This is a genomic window from Thioclava sp. GXIMD4216 (assembly GCF_037949285.1).
Lineage (GTDB): Bacteria > Pseudomonadota > Alphaproteobacteria > Rhodobacterales > Rhodobacteraceae > Thioclava > Thioclava litoralis.
Map to the genome: position 1 here is coordinate 145001 of NZ_CP149927.1, position 21196 is coordinate 166196.

At 61.6% G+C, this 21196-nt stretch carries 17 protein-coding genes; 10 read left to right on the plus strand and 7 right to left on the minus strand.

Features of this window, described 5'->3' with window-relative positions; genetic code table 11:
- The first annotated feature begins 1121 nt into the window (after window positions 1–1121).
- From WDB88_RS14100 to WDB88_RS14125, 6 genes are all read left to right on the plus strand, one after another.
- Window positions 1122–1709 (plus strand): HupE/UreJ family protein, encoded by a 588-nt coding sequence (locus WDB88_RS14100; protein WP_339109761.1) that lies wholly within the window; start codon window positions 1122–1124, stop codon window positions 1707–1709.
- Window positions 1699–2520 (plus strand): hypothetical protein, encoded by an 822-nt coding sequence (locus WDB88_RS14105; RefSeq protein WP_339109762.1) that lies wholly within the window; start codon window positions 1699–1701, stop codon window positions 2518–2520. The genes WDB88_RS14100 and WDB88_RS14105 overlap by 11 nt, the downstream gene beginning before the upstream one ends.
- Complete coding sequence (locus tag WDB88_RS14110; protein ID WP_339109763.1) at window positions 2517–3110, plus strand: DUF1007 family protein; 594 nt, start codon at window positions 2517–2519, stop codon at window positions 3108–3110. Before WDB88_RS14105 ends, WDB88_RS14110 begins: the two co-directional genes overlap by 4 nt.
- A 217-nt stretch (window positions 3111–3327) precedes the next feature.
- Window positions 3328–4080: a metal ABC transporter ATP-binding protein gene (locus tag WDB88_RS14115; RefSeq protein ID WP_339109764.1), complete on the plus strand. Its 753-nt coding sequence runs from the start codon at window positions 3328–3330 to the stop codon at window positions 4078–4080.
- Window positions 4077–4949 carry a metal ABC transporter permease gene (locus tag WDB88_RS14120; protein WP_330647265.1) on the plus strand — a complete coding sequence of 291 codons (873 nt, stop codon included), beginning with the start codon at window positions 4077–4079 and terminating at the stop codon, window positions 4947–4949. The genes WDB88_RS14115 and WDB88_RS14120 overlap by 4 nt, the downstream gene beginning before the upstream one ends.
- A 15-nt stretch (window positions 4950–4964) precedes the next feature.
- A complete protein-coding gene (locus WDB88_RS14125) occupies window positions 4965–5861 on the plus strand; it encodes a metal ABC transporter substrate-binding protein (protein ID WP_339109765.1) in 897 nt (298 codons plus the stop codon).
- Window positions 5862–5954: 93 nt separating this feature from the next.
- Here WDB88_RS14125 and WDB88_RS14130 read toward each other — a convergent pair whose 3' ends face one another.
- Window positions 5955–6443 (minus strand): Lrp/AsnC ligand binding domain-containing protein, encoded by a 489-nt coding sequence (locus WDB88_RS14130; RefSeq protein ID WP_339109766.1) that lies wholly within the window; start codon window positions 6441–6443, stop codon window positions 5955–5957.
- Between the two features lie 125 nt (window positions 6444–6568).
- On the opposite strand from WDB88_RS14130, the gene WDB88_RS14135 reads away from it, so the two are divergent.
- The gene (locus WDB88_RS14135) at window positions 6569–7588 is read left to right on the plus strand and encodes a 1-aminocyclopropane-1-carboxylate deaminase (protein WP_330647262.1); all 1020 of its coding nucleotides are present in this window, start codon (window positions 6569–6571) and stop codon (window positions 7586–7588) included.
- Window positions 7589–7598: 10 nt separating this feature from the next.
- Here WDB88_RS14135 and WDB88_RS14140 read toward each other — a convergent pair whose 3' ends face one another.
- The 4 genes from WDB88_RS14140 to WDB88_RS14155 form a co-directional block, all read right to left on the minus strand.
- The gene (locus WDB88_RS14140; RefSeq protein ID WP_339109767.1) at window positions 7599–10130 is read right to left on the minus strand and encodes a glycosyltransferase; all 2532 of its coding nucleotides are present in this window, start codon (window positions 10128–10130) and stop codon (window positions 7599–7601) included.
- A 194-nt stretch (window positions 10131–10324) separates the two neighbouring features.
- Window positions 10325–11518, minus strand: a complete 1194-nt coding sequence (gene hpxO, locus WDB88_RS14145; RefSeq protein WP_339109768.1) for an FAD-dependent urate hydroxylase HpxO — start codon at window positions 11516–11518, stop codon at window positions 10325–10327.
- A 348-nt stretch (window positions 11519–11866) separates the two neighbouring features.
- Window positions 11867–12871 carry an NAD-dependent epimerase/dehydratase family protein gene (locus tag WDB88_RS14150; RefSeq protein ID WP_330647259.1) on the minus strand — a complete coding sequence of 335 codons (1005 nt, stop codon included), beginning with the start codon at window positions 12869–12871 and terminating at the stop codon, window positions 11867–11869.
- Between the two features lie 60 nt (window positions 12872–12931).
- A complete protein-coding gene (locus WDB88_RS14155; protein WP_339109769.1) occupies window positions 12932–14989 on the minus strand; it encodes a PAS domain-containing methyl-accepting chemotaxis protein in 2058 nt (685 codons plus the stop codon).
- A gap of 365 nt (window positions 14990–15354) precedes the next feature.
- Here WDB88_RS14155 and WDB88_RS14160 point away from each other — a divergent pair, with 365 nt between their 5' ends.
- Window positions 15355–16671, plus strand: a complete 1317-nt coding sequence (locus tag WDB88_RS14160; protein WP_330647257.1) for a DEAD/DEAH box helicase — start codon at window positions 15355–15357, stop codon at window positions 16669–16671.
- A gap of 43 nt (window positions 16672–16714) precedes the next feature.
- Here WDB88_RS14160 and WDB88_RS14165 read toward each other — a convergent pair whose 3' ends face one another.
- Window positions 16715–17389 (minus strand): hypothetical protein, encoded by a 675-nt coding sequence (locus WDB88_RS14165; RefSeq protein WP_330647256.1) that lies wholly within the window; start codon window positions 17387–17389, stop codon window positions 16715–16717.
- Between the two features lie 477 nt (window positions 17390–17866).
- Between WDB88_RS14165 and WDB88_RS14170 the strand changes: the two genes are divergently transcribed.
- Together WDB88_RS14170 and WDB88_RS14175 are read left to right on the plus strand one after the other, a co-directional pair.
- Entirely contained in the window at window positions 17867–19174 is a 1308-nt protein-coding gene (locus WDB88_RS14170; RefSeq protein ID WP_330647255.1) for an AAA family ATPase, read from the plus strand.
- Window positions 19171–20274: a ParB N-terminal domain-containing protein gene (locus tag WDB88_RS14175; protein ID WP_330647254.1), complete on the plus strand. Its 1104-nt coding sequence runs from the start codon at window positions 19171–19173 to the stop codon at window positions 20272–20274. The genes WDB88_RS14170 and WDB88_RS14175 overlap by 4 nt, the downstream gene beginning before the upstream one ends.
- A gap of 51 nt (window positions 20275–20325) precedes the next feature.
- On the opposite strand, the gene WDB88_RS14180 is transcribed toward WDB88_RS14175, so the two are convergent.
- Window positions 20326–21009: a GntR family transcriptional regulator gene (locus tag WDB88_RS14180; protein ID WP_339109770.1), complete on the minus strand. Its 684-nt coding sequence runs from the start codon at window positions 21007–21009 to the stop codon at window positions 20326–20328.
- Window positions 21010–21196 lie beyond the last annotated feature (187 nt).

Genomic DNA, 21196 nt, shown 5'->3' on the forward strand with positions numbered 1-21196 from the left:
CAAAAACAGACCAAAAACCCAAAAAATCACCTAACCAGCTGAAATTAAAGTATATATTTCGAACAGTTTTATGACGCCAATCCCCAACACACCCAAAACCACAGGAATCACCCGCCCCAAAACCACCCCACACACCCCTGCCCCGGCCGAACCCTCCCCAACGCGAAAACAAACCCACCTCAAAGAGCCCCTTAACGGCCAAAACAGAAACGGGCGGCCTCATCGCCGCCCGTCCTCACAAGATCAAACCCGCTCAAGCGCGATGGCAATGCCCTGCCCGACGCCAATGCACATACATGACAGCGACGCGGTCCCCGCGCTGACCCCAGCAAGACCAGCGCCTGCCCAACATCCGCCGGACACCCGCGCGCGATCTGGGCCTCGGGGGACCGCTCCGCAGATCATTGGCCCCTTGCGCCCGTCCCTCTCGATCAGCGGCCCCTGCAACCGGCGGGAACACGGTCCGCAAAGCGCGGCCGGTGCAAAGACCCAAAAGGGCTCGTGGCGCTGTCGCATGGGATATCCGTGTCCAATCGCCCTCAACGGTCAAGGCAGGACCGATTCCGATTGATCGGCGGGTGTGGAGGCGGGTGTGGAACGGATACTAAAAGACGACGGTCCCGTATCCATACGAAACCGTCGTCTTCTATTATAGCACGGCAGAGATGTCCGCCCCCCTGACCCCGCTCGACCCCGAGGCATCGGGACGTGCGGCGCTGACGGTTTTTCTACAGTAGATCTTCCATACGCTCGAAGAAATGGGCAGCGCCCTGACCACGCCGATCGCCGCCCAGACAGCCCTCCCAGTTCCGCGCATATTTCCGGCGAAGCTTCGTCACACAGCCCGAGGCGCTGAGGCTCGAAATCCTGCACCCATGCACGCCGTCGCGGCGAGATCGCAGCGGAATGCGGCCTGTAGATCCTGTCCTATATGATCCACGACCCCTTCTGGTGCCGCGTTCTCAATGGTGACGCGCTGGATAGGACGGTGACGGAGCGGCTGATCGCCACGCTGTTCTCGCTCGGCACAATCGCCGCGAAGTGAAGCCCTCCCCGACAGGCGCGCTTGTTCCGTGGCGTCCTTGCCCGTAAGACATCCAAAACCACACGGGACTTGCACCATGACCTTCCGATCTCTCCCCGTTCCCTTATTGAGTGCGTGCCTACTTTGTGCGCCGACATTGGCCTCGGCCCATATCACGGCGGCGGGGTCCGGTGGCTTCACCGCAGGCTTCGAGCACCCGCTGACAGGATATGACCACTTTCTGGCGATGTTCTCGGTCGGGCTATGGGGCGCACAGATGGGTGGCAAACGGGTCTGGACCCTGCCGGTCACCTTTCCGCTGGTCATGGTGTTGGGCGGCATCGCCGGTATTTCCGGCCTGACCATTTCCGGCATCGAAACCGGTATCGCGCTGTCGATCATCGTGCTGGGTGGGGCCATTGCGGCGGCCTGGCGCCCGTGGGAATGGGTCGCGCTGGCGGTGATTGCAGTATTTGCGCTTTGTCACGGCTATGCGCATGGGGCCGAACTGCCGCTGGCAGCCGATCCGGCAGATTATGCCATCGGTTTCGTGCTGGCCACGGGACTGATCCATGTGATCGGTGTGGGGGTCGGGCTGGTGCTCAACCCGCTCTGGAAGGGGCGGATTTCGCGTCTCCTTGGCGCGGTGATCGCGCTGGCGGGGGTCGGCTTCCTTGTCGGATAAGCCCTCCCCCGCCTTGCGAGCCCGCATCAACGCCTTTGTCCTGTGCTTCACGCTCGGGGGGGCGGCACTGCTGGCGGCGATGCAGCTTTCCGAGGCGATCTCGCTCTGGGTCAGCCAATCGGCGCTGAGCGCCCCGATGCTGCTGACGCTTGCGGCGCTGGGATTTGCCGCCGTACCGCTTGCACGCCAAGGCAAGGCCGCCTCTTTCGTTGGATGGGCGCTCGGGTTCGGGCTTGGTCTTTGGGCGCATGTCGGGCTGATGGCGATGATCGAACCTCTGCCCGGTGCGGTCAGCCACAAATTCTACACCCTGCCCATCGGTGCGCTGGCTCTGGGGCTGGTGCTGGCGCCGGGCCAATGGCTGACACAGCGCCTGCTCCCTGTGGCGGCCCTGATCAGCGGGGGCAGCTATGCCGTGGCGCTGAAACTGTCGGACCCCAGCTCTGGCGGCGATCCGACGATCGCGCTCTCGGGTCTGGGTCTTGGAGTCTGGATCCTGCTTTGCGCCGGCTGTCTGGGCCGGATCATCCCGCCACGCGGCACCGTGATCGGCACGCGGATCATTGGCAGCTGGCTGATTGCAATCGCGGTTCTCTATGGCAGTCTCGGCCTGATCGGCAACCGTCTGGCCTCGCCAGTGCCCGCCGACACGCGCCCCATCTGGAAGATGCCCGCCAGCCCCGTCTCCCCCGCCCAACCCCTGATCCAGCAGGCGATCCCCGAAACCCTGCTGCCCCAGCGACAGATCCCCACGGGCCAGATCCCCGCCCCCGACGCCCATAGCCGCCCCGAACTGGGGGTGCAGCCATGAGACGCGCGGCACTGATTGCGCTTGTGCTCGGGGGGCTTGGCCTGTCCCCGCCAGAGGCGTCGGCGCATCCCGAAGACGAGATCGTGGCGCAGCTTGCCCTCGTCATGAATGGCCCAAACGTCACCGAGATTGACGAGACATGGCTGTTCAGCGCGCAGACCTCGCAATGGCTCGTCCAGTCCCTGAACCAGCCGCAACAAGGCCCGTTAGGCCCCGATGCTTTGAACCAGCTGGTGGCCATCGTGCGCGAAAATACGGCCCCCTCGTTATTTTACACAAGGCTGCTGGACGGCGCGCAAGAGCCGCCGCCTCCGGCCGTCTCGGACTTTGCGGCAGAGCTGACCGCCAGCGGCAGCCTGCGGTTTTCCTTCGTGCTCAGGCCGGTGCAACCGCTCGACGCCCGCACCCTGCGCCTTGTGCTGAGCGATCCCGACGCGCTGATGGATCTGCGCCCCGCGCCCGATACGCCGCTTCGCCTGACCGGAGACGGGGCCTCGGCCTGCGTGCCGATCCTTGATCGCAACGCCCCCTCGCCGTTTGACACGCCCGACCCTGCCTCGCTCATCGCCCGCCTGCTGTGTCGGGAATAAAGCTGATCAAGCGTATGTGACTTCCCTTTTCTGTCATCTTGACGGAGATAGGGAACGCCAGAATATGTAATATTATTACATTACATATCAGAAAGGTCACGGATATGCCCAGCTTCCCTCTTTCCACCTTCTCGGCCAGCGCCCTGCGGCGGGGGCTGTTTGCCTGCCTCATCCTGATGGGGATGTGGGGGCTGATCGGCTGGGCGGTGGCGCTGCCATGAACAACCGGATCACCTTCGAGAATGTCACGCTGAGCTATGACAGGCGTCCGGCTATCCATCACCTGTCAGGGGTTTTCCAGCCAGCCAGCAAGACAGCCATTGTCGGCCCGAATGGCGCAGGCAAATCCACCCTTCTGAAGGCCCTGATGCGCCAGCGGCTCGGGGTCGAGGGCAAGATCGATTTCGGCGGCCTGAGACCGCAGGATTTCGGCTATCTCCCCCAGCTTGCCGAGATCGAGCGCAGTTTTCCCGTCACCGTAGCGGATGTCGTGGCGATGGGGGCATGGCGCAAGACCGGCGCGTTCCGCAGCCTCGGGGCGGATCTTTCCGCCAAGGCCGCCGCCGCCATCGACGCGGTGGGCCTGACGGGGTTCGAGGCCCGCCAGATCGCCTCGCTTTCGGGCGGGCAGATGCAGCGCACGCTTTTTGCACGGCTGATCTTGCAGGATGCGCCGGTGATTTTGCTTGATGAACCCTTCACCGCCATCGACGAGGCCACCACAGCCGACCTTCTGGCCATCATCGAAGGCTGGCACAGGGAGGGACGCATGGTGATGGCGGTTCTGCATGACATCGATCAGGTGCGCGCCGCCTTCCCCGAAACCCTGCTCGTCGCGCGCAGGATGATCGGCTGGGGGCCGACGGCAGAGGTTCTGACCGAGGCGAATTTGCGTCTGGCACGCAGCACGACCACCGCGTGGATGGCCAATGCAGGCCCCTGCGAGCCCGCAAAGGGGCGCGCCGCATGAGCCTGTATTCAACCGTTTTACAGCCTTTCGTCGATTACGGCTTCATGCGACGCGCGCTCGTGGCCTCGGTGGCGCTCGGGCTCGGGGCGGGGCCGGTGGGGGTGTTGCTGATGTTGCGCCGCATGAGCCTTGTCGGCGACGCCATGAGCCATGCGGTCCTGCCCGGTGCCGCCATCGGATTTCTGTTGGCCGGTGGCCTGTCGCAGCTGGCGATGGGGATCGGCGGAGCCGTCGCAGGCCTTGGTGTGGCGTTACTGGCAGGGCTGGTCACGCGCGGCACAGGGCTGAAGGAAGATGCAAGTTTTGCCACATTCTACCTGACCTCTCTGGCGCTCGGCGTGCTGATCGTGTCGCTGAAAGGGTCGAATATCGACCTTCTGCATGTGCTGTTCGGCACCATCCTGTCCATTGACGCCGGCGCCCTTTACATGGTGGGGGCAATCACCAGTTTCACTCTGATCGTGCTGACTCTGGTCTACCGCCCCCTTGTGATGGAATGTTTCGACCCGAATTTCCTGCGCTCGGTCGGCGGGCGGGGCGGGCTGTATCACCTGCTGTTTCTGTTTTTGCTGGTCATCAATCTGGTGGCGGGGTTTCAGGCGCTTGGCACCCTGATGGCGGTGGGGCTGATGATGCTGCCCGCCGCCACCGCCCAGCTCTGGGCGCGCAGCCTGCCCGCGATGGCCGCGCTCTCGGCGATGATCGCCATGATCTCGGGCTTTATCGGCCTGCTGCTGTCTTACCATCTGGGCTTTGCCTCCGGCCCGACCATCATCCTGACCGCCAGCGCCTTCTATGCCGTTTCGCTTCTGGTCGCCCCTCAGGGCTTTCTGGCCAGAACTCTCAATCGCCCCCATCTCGAGGGCTAAGCAAAGGATATTTCCATGACGACACTCCGCTTCCTGAAACCCGCGCTTTCGGCGCTGGCCCTTTCGATGGCCATGATGGGCGCGGCCCATGCCGAAACCCTTGATGTCGTCACCAGCTTCACGGTGCTGGGCGATGTGGTGAAAAACGTGGGCGGCGCACATGTGACGGTCCGCAACCTCGTGCCCGTCAATGGCGACCCCCATGATTACGAACCCAGCCCCGAAGACGCCAAGGCCCTCAAAGCCGCGCCGGTGACCTTCCTCAGCGGCGAAGGGCTTGAGAACTGGTTCGACCGTCTGGCCAAGGCCTCGGGAAGCACGGTCCCTCCGGTCATCGTCTCGGAGGGGATCAAAACCCACGAGTTCGAGGAGGATGGCCAGAATGTCACCGATCCCCATGTCTGGAATTCCATCCCCAATGTGCTGATCTGGGTCGATAATATCGAAGCCGCCCTAAGCAAGGCCGATCCTGCGGATGCCGCCGATTTCAAGGCCAACGCCGCCAGCTACAAGGCCAGGCTCACCGCACTGGACGCCGAGATCCGCGCCGAAATCGAGGCCGTACCCGAAGCCAAGCGCAAGGTGCTGACCAGCCATGACGCGTTCGGCTATTTCGGACAGGCCTATGGCATCACCTTCCTTGCGCCGCAGGGGGTCTCGACCGAGACCGAGGCCTCGGCGGCGGATGTGGCCAAGATGATCGACCAGATCAAGGCCGACGGGGTGAAAACCTATTTCGTGGAAAACTCGAACGACCCGCGTCTGGTGAAACAGATCGCGGCCGCCACCGGCGCGGAACCGGGGGGCGAGCTGTATCCCGAAGCGCTTTCGGATGCCTCCGGTCCGGCCCCCAGCTATGAAGCCCTGATGCGCTATAATGCGGCGCAGATCACCAAGGCGATTTCGCAATAACCCGTCGCGGGCAGGGATCCCCCGGACCTTGCCCGCCACCTCCGTCTCCGCGCTCGACCTCCTGCGGTGCCGGAGCATGTTCCAGAGCCTCCCCTAGAACCTTAGCGGAGCGTCGTCCTTGACCTCTTTGATGGCGAAAAACGTGCGGATCTGACGCACCCCCGGCAGGGTAATCAATTCGCGCCCGTGCAGTTTGTTGAAATCCTGCATATTCCCGACACGGATCTTCATCAGATAGTCGAAATCCCCCGCCACCAGAATGCAATCCAGCACCGAAGGCATCTTCTGCACCGCAGCCTCGAATGCGGCAAAGCTTTCAGGGGTCGAACGGTCCAGCACCGCGCCCACCATCACCAAAGCCCCCAACCCGACATGATCGGGCGAAATCCGTGCCCGCACATCCGACATCACGCCGGTCTCGAAAAGCCGCTGCGTCCGGCGATGGCAGGTCGCGGGCGAGATATTGCACCGGCTGGCCAGCTCCGCATTGGTCAGCCGCCCGTCCTGCTGCAAGAGCCGCAAGATCGCCATGTCGATTCGGTCCAGATCCTGGATGGAAGACTCTTCCGCTTTTGACGCCATATTTTCAGCTTTCCTTTCACGAGACTCGGATTCGAACAGAATTCCCTAAAATCGCAAGCCAAATTAGAAAGCACCTTTCTGCAATGCCTTGCTAGCCTGTGGTCATCGTCCAAAGGAGATCCTGCATGAGCCTGCTCGAAAAATTCGAACGCTACCCCCTGACCTACGGCACAACCCCCATCGAATATCTGCCCCGCCTGTCTGCCGCATTGGGTGGCGAGGTCGAGATCTATGCCAAGCGCGATGACTGCAATTCGGGGCTGGCAATGGGCGGGAACAAGCTGCGCAAGCTGGAATATATCGTGCCCGATGCGCTTGCGTCGGGGGCGGATACGCTGGTCTCGATTGGTGGCGTGCAATCCAACCATACCCGCATGGTCGCCGCGACGGCGGCAAAGCTCGGGATGAAATGCGTTGTGGTGCAAGAAAAATGGGTGCCCCATTACGATGCGGTCTATGACCGTGTCGGCAATATCATGATGACCCGCCTGATGGGGGCGGAATCGCGACTGGTGGAGGACGGGTTCGATATCGGCATCCGGCAAAGCTGGGAGGATGCGATCCAGTCGGTCAAGGATCGCGGCGGCAAACCCTATGCCATTCCCGCCGGAGCCTCGGTGCATAAATATGGCGCGCTCGGCTATATCGGCTTTGCCGAAGAGGTGGCCGAGCAGGAGAAAGAGCTGGGCTTCCAGTTCGACTATATCATCGTCTGTGTGGTCACCGGATCGACGCAGGCGGGCATGATCGTGGGGTTTGCCGCCCAGAACCGCGCCGAACGGGTGATCGGCATCGACGCCTCCGCCACCCCCCAACAAACCCGCGCGCAGGTGCGCGAGATTGCCGATAATGCCGCGACACTGGTCGGTCTGGGCCGGAAAATCCGCGAGGACGAGATCGTCATCCACGAGGAATACGCCTATCCGGCCTATGGGGTGCCCTCGGAAGAGACCAATGCCGCCATCCGCCTTGCGGCCCGCACCGAAGCCATGATCACCGATCCGGTCTATGAAGGCAAATCCATGCAGGGGCTGATCGACCTGACCCGTAAGGGCGCCTTCCCCAAAGGCTCCAAGGTGCTTTACGCCCATCTGGGCGGCGCGCCTGCGCTGAACGGTTACAGCTATTACTACCGCGAAGGGTGACGCGCTAGGCTCAGCTCTGGCAGATCCGCCGGAGAACCTGCGCCACATCCTCATCATTTTGCGGCAGCGGCAGAAGGTGCGCCTCCTGCCCTGCCGCGCGCAAGGCATCCGCCTGCGCGCCAAGATCGAAACACCAGACCGGAAGGCCGGTGGCCAGAGTCTCGCGGGTGGTAAAGGAAAAGGTCTCCGGCCAGATCGAGGGGATCAGCCAGCAATCGATCTTGTAGCGTTCGGCCAGCAGGGCAATGTCCTGCCGCGCATAGCTGCCGTGGATCGTGCAGGCCCTGCCAAGCGGATAATTCGGATCGATATTGCCCAACAGAACCAGACGCGCCGCACCGCTCTTGCCCAGTTGGCGGGCCATGATCTGCAAGATCTCCGCCCCCTTCTGGTAGCCGATATTGCCCAGAATCCCGATTGTACGCGGTGCCTCCAGCGGCACGCGCGCGACAGAGGGCACATCCTCCAGCACATCATGCGGCCGCAGCGTGATCTGCGGGGCCAGATCCGGCCAGCAGCCTTGCACGATCTCGCGGCTATTTTCGGAAAACACCACGATCCGCGCCTGGGCAAGCGCGCGATGCCAGAGGTCCTGCCACGCTTGCAACCCGATCTCGCGGCCCTGCGCATCACGCACCTGATGGCAGGCCTGTCCGCCATGCGTCTCAGGGCGTGGCACGCCTTCGAAACGGCCCGTATCGCCCAGCAGCGTATAAGACGGGCTAAGCGGAAAAAAGTCATGGAATTCCACAACAAGCTCGGACCCTTCCGCCGCGCCACGCCATGCCAGCAGCCTGTCGGGAAGCGTTTCGGGACGGGCATCCCCCACGCCGCAGATATAGACAATCCGACGCCGCGGAACCGCCGCCAGAAGATGCGCCAGCACCGCATCGCTTTCCAGATTGGCGACGGTCTCGCCCAAGGGGGTCATAAGCGTCATCCGGTAAGGTGTCGCCCCGCCCAGTTGTAAAACCACCGCCGACTGGCCTTCGGCACAGAGGCGACTGATATCGCGCCGCATCGCGTCTTCGGCACCGCCCCCCAGAGAATGCACGACAAACACCGATAGCGGGGCCTGCTGCATCGCCCCCGCCCATGCCAGCCCGAGCCCCAAACGCGGGCCAATCATCGGATCACGCGCGATGAACCCCTGCACATCCGCATCGAAATGCGGATAGCGGGCCGTAATCCGGCGCCCGTTTTCCTCGATCAGGCGGCGCTTCTCTTCCGACCCGAACGACGTGCCGCCCCGATGTTCGACAAAAAGGCCCGGCACGCCCAGATGCCGCGCGCCCTCGGCCTGCGTTTTGCGACACCAGTCAACCTCCTCGCCATATCCGCGCCCGAACACAGGATCGAATTCGGGAAAACGACGCAGCCAGTCCAGACCGATGCCCATGCAGAACCCTACGCCCGTCGGCAGCTCTGCCAAGGGGGCTTGCGCGAAATACGTGCGCGCGCAGGCATCGAGCCCCTCCGCCACGCCGTCGGACAAATCCCCGCGCTGGCAGATGACCGGCGCATTCATGATTTCCGCATCATTGCTCATCGGGGTTACGCTCGCCACCCGCGGGTCCGCCAAGGGGGCCACCAAGCGGCTGGCCCAGCCCTCGGGCACCAGAGCATCGGAATTCAACAGCACAACCGGCGCATCCCGCCGCAGGGCTTCGGCAAATCCGCGATTGACCGAACCGATAAAGCCCAGATTGCGCGCGTTTTCCAGCAAGCTCACCTGACCGGCAGGGCGGCTTTCACACCATTTGCGCAAAAAGGGCCGGATCTGCGGATCGGGCGAACCATCCTCGATCAGCACCAGATGCCAGTCCAGATCGGTATGGGCGACAAGCCGCGACAGGCAGAGTTGCAGCAGGTCGAAGGCGTTATAGACGGGCAGGATGATCGTGATCCGCTGGGCCGCCGCGCCCCGCTCGGCAGTCCCTGCGCGGGACAAAAGCGGCGAGTCTTCCGCCAAGCCCAGCTGCCCCGCCCCGATCCGCAGAGGCTGGACCATATCTGTCCGGCCCAGAAACAGCGCTTTCAGCCGCGCTTTGGCACGATCCTTGCGCGCACGGTCTGTGCTGCGCAGATAGATCAGCGCCGCAGGCAAGCCCTGTATCCCCGCCCAAGCGAAGGCCGCCGCCAGACGCAGGGTTTCGACCCCGCGACGCAAAGCCGCCGGATCGCGCAGCGCAATCTCGACCGTCTCGGTCCCCTTGCGGATCACAAGCCGCCCCGTTCCCGCAATATAGGGCAATGTCAGCGAAAACCCGACCTTGCCCGTCCCGCCATAGGCGGCCTGCACATCGGCGCGAAACTGCACCGGCTCCACGGCCAGACGATGCCCTTCGCCGCAGATCAGCCCCACCTCATCAGCCTCGACCCAACCGGAAACGCATCGGTGATTGCCACGGATCTCCTGCGATTCCAGCCAGCCTATCCCCTTGCCGCCTGCCGCCCTGATCGCGCGCGGGCGAAAACCGTATTGCCGATGGATCGAACTATACCGGATGAAAAGGGCCTGAAGGCTCCGCAGAGTAATCACAAAATCCGTCCTTGTCCGTCAAACCCTGTCGCGCCGCGAGTCTGCGCCCCTGCGTCCGCAATCGCAACCGGACAGGGACCCATATAGGGCATTCCAAAGCAAACCTAATCCAAAAAGCATATGGAGAACAAAGAGAATTCTGCGAGCGCCGGACATTCCGCCCGCTCGCCACCCGCCCCGAGGCCAGCAAGGGCTCAGCCGGCAGCAAACTCGGCATAGACAGGGCTGCCTTCCACCGTCTTGGCGATCCCCGCCAGAATCGCCGCGCCGGTTTCGTGCCGCAATTCGTCATACCAGCGCTCGGTCACGGCAGGATCAACCCCATGCGTCACATCGCAACGCGCGCGCGCGCGCAAAACCAGATCAGCGCAGCGCGCGGCCCGCGCCTGCTGATAGGCCTGAAGCGCCGCAGGAATATCGTCGGTCCCGCGCAGCTTTTCTTCCAGCACCACCGCATCCTCAATCGCCATGCAGGCCCCCTGCCCCAGATCCGGCGTCGTGTTATGCGCGCTATCCCCCAACAGGCAGATCCGGCCTTTGGCCCAAGTGGAGAACGGATCGATATCATGGATTTCCACACGGTTGATCGCCCCCGCATCCGCTGCGGCAATCAACCTTTGCACAGGCTCGGCCCAGCCGGAAAAACAACCCTGTAACAAGGATTTATAGTCCTCACGCGCGGGGGTGTCTCCGGCAGGCATCGGTTGATCGAAGAAGAAATAGAAACGCCCCTGCCCGTTTTCCCCCGCCCCGATCGGCATGATCGAGGCCCGCTTGCCCTGCGCGACAAACGTCGTCCAGCAATCGGCGGGGGCAATCGCGGCATCCATATCCACGATCCCGTTCCAGTTGACATAGCCGGCATAGCGCCGCTCGAGCGGGCCAAGCAGATGGTCGCGCACCAGACTATGCGCCCCGTCTGCCCCGATCACAAAATCCGCGCGGCTCTCGGTGCCATCCGCAAAACGGGCAAGCACCTGCGCCCCCTCCTCCTGCAGCGCGACCAGACGCATTCCCAGCGCGATATGCTCGCGCCCGAACACGTCCATCAGCATTTCCTGCGTTGCCGCACGCGCCACCGGATAGCCGCGTATGCCCACGCTGTTCCAAAGCGGGGTCAGCGGAAAGGCGCACATCGTCTCTCCGGTCAGGCCGTCGATATAGGCCATCCTCTCCATCTGCCCGCCCAGATCACGGATCTGCGCGCCAAGACCCAGATGGTAGAGACACTGGATACCGTTGGGCCAAAGCGATAGCCCCGCGCCGACAGGGCGCACCTCGCGGACCTTCTCGAAAATCCGCACCTCGAAACCGATCCGGCGCAGCGCAATGCCCGCACAAAGCCCGCCAATCCCTGCTCCGATAATCATCACCGTTTTCGTGGACATGGCTGGCGCTCCCTGTGCAATCTGTTTTGTTCAGGCTAGCTGTCGGCGCAAGGCAACTCCAGCGTGTTCCGGCAGGATTTTTCACTTGTCCGCAAAACCCGTTGGAATTGCCCGTAAATTCGGCAGCAATCGGCAGGGCAAACAAAGCGTGCCCCGTGCCTTCAAGCGCGCGGCAGGCTCCTGCGTTTTGTAGAGCAGATCGTCTTTGTGGCGACCGGCATACGTCCTGTCGCCAAACCCGCACTCCGAAAGCCCAAGCCTGCAGGATTTCGGATGCCCTATCCGCATGAGCCTATCTGCACCATGGCAGATCGCCCCGCGAACGGGAGCACACGCGACATTTACGGATTACAGCGCGTAATAGCTGCGATACCAGTCCACGAAAGACTGCACCCCCTCGCGCACCGACGTTCTGGGCGCATATCCTGTCAGTGATTTCAGCAAGCTGGCATCCGCCCATGTGGCAGGCACATCTCCGGCCTGCATCGGCATCAGATTCTGGATCGCCTCACGCCCGGTCGCCGCTTCGATCGCGGCAATGAATTCGGTCAACTGCACCGCGTTGTTATTGCCGATATTGACCACGCGATAGGGCGCCACCGGCGACAAGCTATCGCCCGCGGGCACATCGGCACAACGCTCGGGCACCACATCGACCAATAAGCGGATCCCTTCAACCAGATCGTCGATATAGGTGAAGTCGCGCTTCATATCGCCGAAATTATAGACATCGATCGGCTTGTCTTCGAAAATGGCACGGGTAAATTTGAACAGCGCCATGTCCGGACGCCCCCACGGCCCATAGACGGTGAAAAACCGGAACATGGTTACCGGTAGATTGAACAGATGGGCGTAAGAATGGGCCATCGACTCGGTGGATTTCTTGGTCGCGGCGTAAAAGCTCATCTGGTGATCCGCGCGATCGGTTTCGCGATAGGGCATCTGGGTATTGGCCCCATAGGCCGATGAGGTCGAAGCCAGCAGCATATGTTTGGGCGGATAGGCCCGCGCGGCTTCCAGCAATTCGAATGTACCGATGATATTGCCTTCAAGATACGCCCGCGGATTGTCGATCGAATAGCGGACCCCAGCCTGTGCCGCCAGATGGATCACCACATCCGGACGTTCCTCTTCCATGATGGACATCAGCAGACCGGGGGTCTCGACCATACCGATAATGTCACGGAAATCGGGCGAAAGGCGCAGCTTTGCCAGCCGCGCCTCCTTCAGAGTGACGTCATAATAATCGGTCATCCCGTCCAACCCGACGACACGCCAGCCTTCGGACAAAAACCGCTGGGACACGAAAGAGCCGATAAACCCGGCAGCACCCGTCACGAGAAGCGTCGGCATGAAAGACCTCCAAATTACCGAGGCCGTTATTGCCCCTTCGGACTGATGTGGCAAGCCTCCTTAACTTGCCAGACGGTCCTCTTCGGCGCCGAGGTCCAGCTCGCTACAGCGGAAATACCCCACATCCTCGCTCATCGTGTTGATTCCACGCTGCAACATCTGGACAGCGGCGGAGCTTTCCTCGGCCATCGCGGCATTTTGTTGCACGGCACGGTCGAGGTCGCTCACGGCGCTGTTCATCTCGTTCAGACCATTGCTCTGTTCCTGCGCCGAAGAGGCGATCTGCTGGATCGAATCCCGGATACCGGTAATCGATTCATCGATCGATTGCAGCGCCTCGCCTGCCTGCCCGACAAGCTCGACCCCCCGTCCGACCTGACGGGTCGACGCCTCGATCAGCGTCGCAATCTCGCGCGCGGCATCCGAAGACCGTTGCGCCAGTCCCCGCACCTCGGAGGCCACCACGGCAAATCCGCGCCCCGCATCTCCTGCACGGGCCGCTTCGACCCCGGCATTCAGCGCCAGAAGATTGGTCTGGAAGGCAATATCGTCAATCACACTGGTGATCCGCGAAATCGACTGCGAACTTGCGGCGATTTCATTCATCGCGGTGACCGCATCATTGACCACAAGGCTCGAACGGTCGGATTGTTCTTTCGCCTTTTCCGCCTTCGCACGGGCGGTCAGGGTCATATCGGCAGCCCCGCGCACCGAGGTGGTCAGCTCTTCCAGCGCAGCGGCACTTTCTTCCAAGGTCGCAGCCTGCCGTTCGGACCGGCGCGACAGCTCTGTCGTGCCCGCTGTAATCGAGGCGGCTTCCTGCGCAATCGAGGCCGTTTGTTCCAAAACCCCGACAATCACACGTTCGATCCGGCTGATCGCATCGTTGAACTGCTGGCGCAGCGTGTTGAATTCCCCCAGATCCTGATCGATGCGCGTGCTCAGATCGCCTTCGGACAACCGGCCCAAGCTCTCGGCCATAACGCGGTTCATACGCATGTAAGGCGTGGTATCCACCGCGAATTTCACCACCTTCACCACCTGCCCTGCGGCATTCTTGATCGGGTTGTAGCTGGCGCGAATATGGACTTCCTTACCGTTTTTACCAACACGCAGGAAATCGCCCTCAAGGGTTTTGCCCTTCCGCAAATCCGCCCAATGATCCTTGTAGCTCTGGCTCTCGCCATAGCCCGGTTCGACAAACATGCGATGCGACTGACCGATGATCTCGGCGCGCTCGTAGCCCATCACCTTGCAAAACAGGTCATTGGCCGAAACGATCTTGCCATAGGGATCGAACTCGATCACCGCCTGCACCCCTTGAATGGCGTGGATCTGCCCTTCCGCATCGGCGGCCAAGTTGCGCGCTTCGGTGATGTCAAAGGCATATTTCACCACCTTGAACGGGCGGCCCTCGGGGTCAATCAGCGTCTCGTAGGTTGCCTGCAGCCAGCAGAATTCACCATCCTTGCGGACACGTTTCACCTGCCCCGATTCCGACGACCCCTTGGCCAGACGTTGCCAGAACTGCGCATATTCGGGCGTATCAAGCGCGTCCTTGGGCATGAATATCCGGTGAGGTTTACCACGGATTTCCTCAATCAGGTAGCCGGTCGCCTTCAGGAAATGATCATTGGCATCCAGCACATTGCCTTTCAGATCGAACTCGATCACCGCCATCGAACGTTTCAGCGCATCGACCTGGCTCCGGTTGTCGCGACGGCGCATATGCATATAGGTGATCTCGCGGGCGGCAATCAGCACATGCTCGCTGACCCCATCCTTGTTCGTGATCGGCGAATAGGTCGTATCCAGCCAGATCTCCTCGCCTTTGGCATTCAGCCGCGGTTCGATCTTGTTGACGGGCGTGCCCTGCTTGAGAACACGCCAGATCTCGTTGAAATCCTCCTGTTCGAGGTCTTTCTCACGCACGAGGGTATCATAGTTGTTCCCAAGGGCGTCCTCACGAGAAATTCCGAAAGTTTTTGCAAACAAATCGTTTAGATACAAAAACTTACGATCAAAATCCACGCGTGCAACCGCATGGGAGTTTTCGAATGCACTGACTTCGCGTTTCAGCTCGTCAATCTCTTGATGCAGTTTCTTGGACTTGAACATCGGCTCTCCCGCGAGTCGTAAGAATCACTTAGTACCCACCGAGGCTACGCAAAATATGTTAAGCTTAGCTTTCCGGATCACGGGGGCCTGCCCCTTCCCCGCGGGGAAGATTGCAAAGAGCAGAATTGACAAAATCGGAAAAACACCGCATATAGGCATTGGTACCGCGCTGCCGCGTGAGCAAGCCGCGTCCGTTTGACGCATCGGCACCAGACCCACCCGTTCCCCATCACGCAGGGTTCGTATCGTCCGGCCAAAGCAGACGGGATCCGCCCGTGGCTTTCGAGGTCGCGGCGTCACACCCCTCAGGCCGCCTCCCCGCGGCCACGCCCAGCCATGATGGCATCGGGTAGCAAAGGATATTTATGTTCGATTTCGATATGCTGGGGCTGTCCCCGGCGCTGAAAGATGCGCTGAAAGCGCAAGGCTTTACCGAGCCGACCCCCATCCAGAACAAGGCCATTCCGCTGGCCATGCAAGGCCATGACATTCTGGGTCTGGCCCAGACCGGCACCGGCAAAACGCTGGCCTTCGGCCTGCCGCTGATCGACCAGTTGCTGCAGGCCCCGGGCAAGCCCGCGCCGAAAACCGCCAAGGCGCTCATCCTTGCCCCCACCCGCGAACTGGTCAACCAGATCGCCGACGGGCTGCGCGCGCTGACCAAAGGCACCCGCATCCATATCATCACCGTGGTGGGCGGCCAGTCGATCAACCGCCAGATCGGTGCGCTGCATCGCGGCTGCGACATTCTGGTGGCAACGCCGGGCCGTCTGATCGACCTGATGGACCGCGGGTCGGTCGATCTGTCGCAGACCAAACATCTGGTGCTCGACGAGGCCGACCAGATGCTGGATCTCGGCTTCATCCATGCGTTGCGCAAGATCGCGCCGCGTCTGGGCACGCCGCGCCAGACCATGCTGTTCTCGGCCACCATGCCCAAACAGATGGAAGAGCTCTCCAAAGCCTATCTCAACAACCCCCAGCGCGTGCAGGTCAGCCCCCCCGGCAAGGCCGCCGACAAGGTCAGCCAGTCGGTCCAGTTCATGGACAAGGCCGAAAAGCCCAACCGTCTGCGCAAGATCCTGTCCAATGATATGGGCGCGCTGACACTGGTCTTCTGCCGGACCAAGCACGGGGCCGAAAAGCTCAAGAAAAGCCTCGAGAAAGACGGGTATCCGGCCGCCTCGATCCACGGCAACAAAAGCCAGAACCAGCGCGATCGCGCAATCGAGAGTTTCCGTGCCGGTTCGACCACCATTCTGGTCGCCACCGACGTGGCTGCCCGCGGCATCGACATTCCGGGCGTGGCCTATGTGATCAACTTCGATCTTCCCGAAGTGCCCGATTCCTACGTCCACCGGATCGGCCGGACCGCGCGTGCGGGCCGCGAAGGTCAGGCGATTGCCTTCTGCTCCGAGGAAGAAGTCGAACTTCTGGCACAGATCGAAAAGCTGATGAAGATCGATATTCCGGTTGCGGCAGGCACGCGCCCCGAAGGCACCTCCCCTGCCCCGCGTGGCCGTCGTCGCGGCGGTCCGCCGAAAGCCGGTGCCGTGCGGGCCTTCAAACCCGCGAATGAGGCCAATTCCGGTGGCCCGCGTCGGCGCCGGAACAAACCGCAGGGGGCCAAACGGGGCCCCGCCGATCCGGGAGCGGCCAAACGCCGCGCACCGCAATCCTGATCTTTCCTGCGCCCTGCCGGTTCTCTGGCGGGGCGTTTTCCTGTCAGACATGCGCGATAATCTGGACGCGCTGGATCTGGGGGGCCACGCTGCGGATTACCGCCTCCAGCGTCGCCCGCAGATGGGTATCGATATAGCTCGCCTGAAATTCGGAGCCTGCCCGCAGGACAAGCGTCTCACGATCCTCCGAAAGCACCGATAACTGGGCAAACCACGCGCCCCAAGCCGTTGGATGATGGCGCTGCAAACGGCGGGCGACCTCAGACCAGATCCCGTCGCTGGGCATATCGGCCACCCGTAGCGGCACCACATTGGTCTGCGGCGCGCTCTGTTCGACCGGAGCCAGCCGCTCCACCAGATCTGGCCCGATCTTGGCCCAACCCTCGCGCGTGTCTTCAAGGATCTGCACCACGTTCAGCCCGTAAAGCGCGACCCTGCCCCGTGCAGCCGGACGCTTTTCAACAAGCCAGCCGCGTTTACGCAGTGCCGCCATCTCGCGTTTGACGGTGCGCACATCCACCGACCACAGTTTCGAGATCTCGTTCTGGCCAATCGAAAGTTCATCACTTTGCCAGTTATATCGCGCAGTTATCAGGCAAATCAGGCGCAGCGCCTGTTTCTGGACATGCTTGTCCTGAGACAATGCATAGCTTCCCAATACAGAAAGCAAATCGTATTTACGTGTGGCCGCACCGCGACCCACTGCCTTTTTCATCATGACACTGCTCCGGCGCTTTAGGGCGCTTCATTCTTCGGACGCTATTTTGCGCCTCGTTAGCCGAGAGTAGCACGATGGTCCACCGTAAGACAACGCTTTCCTCTCGATGTTGGCTATTTGCGTCCGCCAATCCGATTCTGTCAAGCCCGTGGCAATTTCAAGACCCCAACCGATAAATTCAAATCTGAAAAAATGGTAATTATAGGTTAAGGGGGACGCCCTGTATGTCCCCTAAATCGCCCCTATTTGTCACCTTAACTCTGCAAAACGTCGTGGTTTTGTCCCCTGATCCCGGGCGGGCGATTCATCCAAACGGGCCGAATCGAAACAGATTCGATTCGCATTCGGGCAGCGTTATTTCCTTGGGCGCGGACGCTGTTTGAACTTCTCTCTATATTTATAACTTTCTTTTTGCGTCATTGGCAAATCCGGCGTATTTCTGTTGTCAGAGATAATCAACGTCCGAATGAGGCATATATGTTTACGCATGAAAGTCTGGAGGAGCTGCACTCGCGCTCTCTCAAGATGCAGGCAGCGATCCGCAAGCAAACCTTCTCGCCCGAGCACGAGAAGACCCTGCGCCGGTTTTCCAGCTGGGAGGTCTCCGAGCTGATCCTGAAGGTGAACCAGTCCACATTCCGGGGCCGTCTGGCCTCAGACCCCGACCTTCCCGGCGGGGAAGTCGAGGAAGAGGGGCGCCAACGCTGGTTCACTCTGCCCGAGATCAACGAGATGCGGCGCAAGATGAAGGTGAACCGCCGGTCGCTGCAGCCGCCGCGTCCGCATAACAAGCGCGCCATCCGCGTGGCGATCTCGAATTTCAAAGGCGGCGCGGGCAAATCGACTGTCGCCCTGCATATGGCACATGCCGCAGCGCTTGACGGCTATCGTGTGCTGCTGGTGGATTTCGACCCGCAGGCAACCCTCACCCATTCGATGGGGCTGACGGATGTGTCCGAAGAGCTGACCGTCTGGGGGATCATCGCGCGCGACCTCATCCGCGAAACGGAGCGCATGAATAACGCGCCGCGCGCGGCAGAATCCGGCACCGCCCTGCCCCAGCGCAAGCTGCCTGGCTCGATCCTCGATCTCGGGCTCGATACCCTGCGCATCACCGACTTCATCCGCCCGACCGCATGGCCGACCATCGACATGATCCCCTCCTGCGCCAATGCGGCCTTTGTCGAGTTCGCATCGGCCCAGTATCGGCACCTCAACCCCGACTGGTCCTTCTTCGCCGCCGTCGCGCGCTATCTCGATGCCCTGCCCCATGACAGCTATGATGTCATCGTCTTCGATTGCCCGCCCGCCATCGGCTACCAGTCGATGAATGCGGTCTTTGCCGCCGACGTACTCTATATCCCTTCCGGCCCCGGCTATTGGGAATATGACTCCACCACCTCCTTCATCGGCCAGCTTTCCGAGGCTCTGGGCGATCTGGCGCACGGCTTCGAGGGCACCTTCCCCGCGGGGAATATGACATTGCCGAAGGAATTTCTGGATGTCCGCTTCCTGATGACCCGCTTCGAGCCGGGCAACGACCTGCACCGCGCGATGTTTGAAGCCTTCCGTAATGTTTTCGGGGAACGCTTGGCAGACCACCCGATCGAAATGACGCGCGCCGTCGAACAGTCGGGGCGGTTCCTGTCGTCGGTCTACGAGATCGATTACCGCACGATGACGCGCGAGACATGGCGTCGGGCGCGGGCGTCGTTCGATCGGGCCTATGATGAATTCCGCGCCACCTTCTTGGGCGCATGGGACAAATTGGAGGAGATTGAATGAAGAAGCGTCGGACCTTCGCCATCGACCTTCCCGAAGAGGACGAGGCCGAGACCTTCCCCGCGGGGAATAACACCCCCGAGGTGCCGAGCGCCCATCCGCGGCGGTCGCCGATGGCTGCGGCGATCAGCGAGAATGCCGCCAGCCTGCGCGACCGGACTGCGCTGGAAGCGCAGATCCGTGCGGAAAATGATGCGCTGGCGGCAGAGCATGTGCGCATGAAAAAGCTCGGGCTGATCGTGGATATGATCCCGCTCGGGCAGATCGAGACATGGAAACTGGTGCGGGACCGCGCCAAGGATGATGATTTCGAACTGTCCGAGCTGGTCAAGTCGATCCGCGAGATCGGCCTGTCCAATCCGATCCGTGTTGAGGCGCGGGATGATGGAAAATACGAGCTTATTCAAGGCTTTAGGCGTATGTCGGCCTATAAGGCCTTGCTGGAGGAGACCGGCGATGCCGAACGCTGGGGCGCCATTCCGGCGGGCATTCTTCCCCGCGGGGAAGGTCTGGAGGGGCTCTATCGGCGGATGGTCGACGAGAACCTTGTCCGGAAGGATATCTCCTTTGGCGAGATGGCCGGGCTGGCCTTGAATTATGCCAAGGATCCCGGCACCGCACAGATGGACCCCGACAAGGCCGTGGCGGAACTGTTCGCAAGCGCGGGCTATCAGAAGCGCAGCTATATCCGCAGCTTCATCAAGCTGGTGGATCGACTGGGCGAGGATCTGAAATTCATCCAGCATGTGCCGCGCTCGCTTGGTCTCAAATTCGTGGCGGCGATGGAAGACCGCCCCGAGATCGTGACGCAGGTGCGTGAGGCGCTGAAGGGCTGGGACAACCATTCCGCCACCGACGAGCTGGAGGTGCTGCGTCAGGTGATTGGCGAGGAAACCGAGCGTCCGGGGCTGGTGGCGAAAGCCGCCCCGAAGCAGCGCAGTGGCAAGGCGCGCACCGTGTTTCAGGTGCAGACGCGGACGGGGGCGGCCAAGTGTACGGCGTCGAACGGGCGTCTGGAAATCCGGCTGGATCGGGATTTTTCCACGGTGGACCGCGCCAGTCTTGAACGCGCGTTGCGCGATCTTCTGGATGGTCTCAAATAGAACCTTCCCCGCGGGGAAGACGGGGGCGGCAGATTTCTCTGCCGCCTTTTTTCATGGCCGGGTGGCTGGGCGGTTATCGGGGGCGCTCTGCGCGGCGAAATAGCGTGCCAGCAGCACCTCTGTCTCGGCCGCTACGCCATCGATATGCTGGCGCATCACCTCGCAGGCGCGCTCGGTATCGCGCGCAAGGGCCGCTTCGGCCAAGGCGACATGATCGGCGCTGCGGTCGCTGAGCTTGCGGATGTCGATCAGCCCCCGATAGCGGCGCTGTGCAATGGCGATCTGTCCGATCAGGTCATGCAGGCGCGGCATCTTGCAGGCCGAGACGAGGGTCAGGTGGAAGTCGCGATGCGCCATTTCCCATTCCGGCGACCCGAAATTCGACTCGGTGTTCTGCAGCCGATAGAGCGCCGCCGTCACGTTGCTTTCCCATGTCAGGTCGCCATCGCGGATCGCGCGTTCCAGCGCGAAACACTCGCTGTTGCGGCAGATTTCCATAACTTCACGGAAATCTTCCATCGAGACATCGGCCACGGTATAGCCGCGCTGGTCCTCGAACTGGATCAGCCGCGTCGCCGTCAAGCGCGAGATCGCCTCCCGCAGGGGGCTGATGGACACGCCAAGCTCGCCGCGAAGCCTGTCGAGATTGATCTTCTCGCCGGGTTTCAGCTCATTGGCAAGCAGGCGGTCCAGCAGCGACTGGTAAAGAGCCGAGACAAGCGTTGTTTTACGCATGGTCACCCAAAGATACGAGTTATATACATGTTAGCTGGGCAGTATATAGAAAGCGGGGGCCATCTGGCAATATCATCCACGAAATCGGGATCGTCGATGTTGTCTCACCTGCCTCCGCAGTCCTGCTGATGGGGCTTTGACGCGCGCGCCTGCGCGGGGTAGATCTGGGCGAATGTGAAAGGAACGG

What these genes read in the sequence shown, in the direction of transcription:
- WDB88_RS14100 (WP_339109761.1), top strand. Translation starts at nt 1,122, where the DNA reads ATGACCTTCCGATCTCTCCCCGTTCCCTTATTGAGTGCGTGCCTACTT.
- WDB88_RS14110 (WP_339109763.1), top strand. Translation starts at nt 2,517, where the DNA reads ATGAGACGCGCGGCACTGATTGCGCTTGTGCTCGGGGGGCTTGGCCTG.
- WDB88_RS14115 (WP_339109764.1), top strand. Translation starts at nt 3,328, where the DNA reads ATGAACAACCGGATCACCTTCGAGAATGTCACGCTGAGCTATGACAGG.
- WDB88_RS14120 (WP_330647265.1), top strand. Translation starts at nt 4,077, where the DNA reads ATGAGCCTGTATTCAACCGTTTTACAGCCTTTCGTCGATTACGGCTTC.
- WDB88_RS14125 (WP_339109765.1), top strand. Translation starts at nt 4,965, where the DNA reads ATGACGACACTCCGCTTCCTGAAACCCGCGCTTTCGGCGCTGGCCCTT.
- WDB88_RS14130 (WP_339109766.1), bottom strand. Translation starts at nt 6,443, where the DNA reads ATGGCGTCAAAAGCGGAAGAGTCTTCCATCCAGGATCTGGACCGAATC.
- WDB88_RS14135 (WP_330647262.1), top strand. Translation starts at nt 6,569, where the DNA reads ATGAGCCTGCTCGAAAAATTCGAACGCTACCCCCTGACCTACGGCACA.
- hpxO (WP_339109768.1), bottom strand. Translation starts at nt 11,518, where the DNA reads ATGTCCACGAAAACGGTGATGATTATCGGAGCAGGGATTGGCGGGCTT.
- WDB88_RS14150 (WP_330647259.1), bottom strand. Translation starts at nt 12,871, where the DNA reads ATGCCGACGCTTCTCGTGACGGGTGCTGCCGGGTTTATCGGCTCTTTC.
- WDB88_RS14155 (WP_339109769.1), bottom strand. Translation starts at nt 14,989, where the DNA reads ATGTTCAAGTCCAAGAAACTGCATCAAGAGATTGACGAGCTGAAACGC.
- WDB88_RS14160 (WP_330647257.1), top strand. Translation starts at nt 15,355, where the DNA reads ATGTTCGATTTCGATATGCTGGGGCTGTCCCCGGCGCTGAAAGATGCG.
- WDB88_RS14165 (WP_330647256.1), bottom strand. Translation starts at nt 17,389, where the DNA reads ATGATGAAAAAGGCAGTGGGTCGCGGTGCGGCCACACGTAAATACGAT.
- WDB88_RS14170 (WP_330647255.1), top strand. Translation starts at nt 17,867, where the DNA reads ATGTTTACGCATGAAAGTCTGGAGGAGCTGCACTCGCGCTCTCTCAAG.
- WDB88_RS14175 (WP_330647254.1), top strand. Translation starts at nt 19,171, where the DNA reads ATGAAGAAGCGTCGGACCTTCGCCATCGACCTTCCCGAAGAGGACGAG.
- WDB88_RS14180 (WP_339109770.1), bottom strand. Translation starts at nt 21,009, where the DNA reads ATGCGTAAAACAACGCTTGTCTCGGCTCTTTACCAGTCGCTGCTGGAC.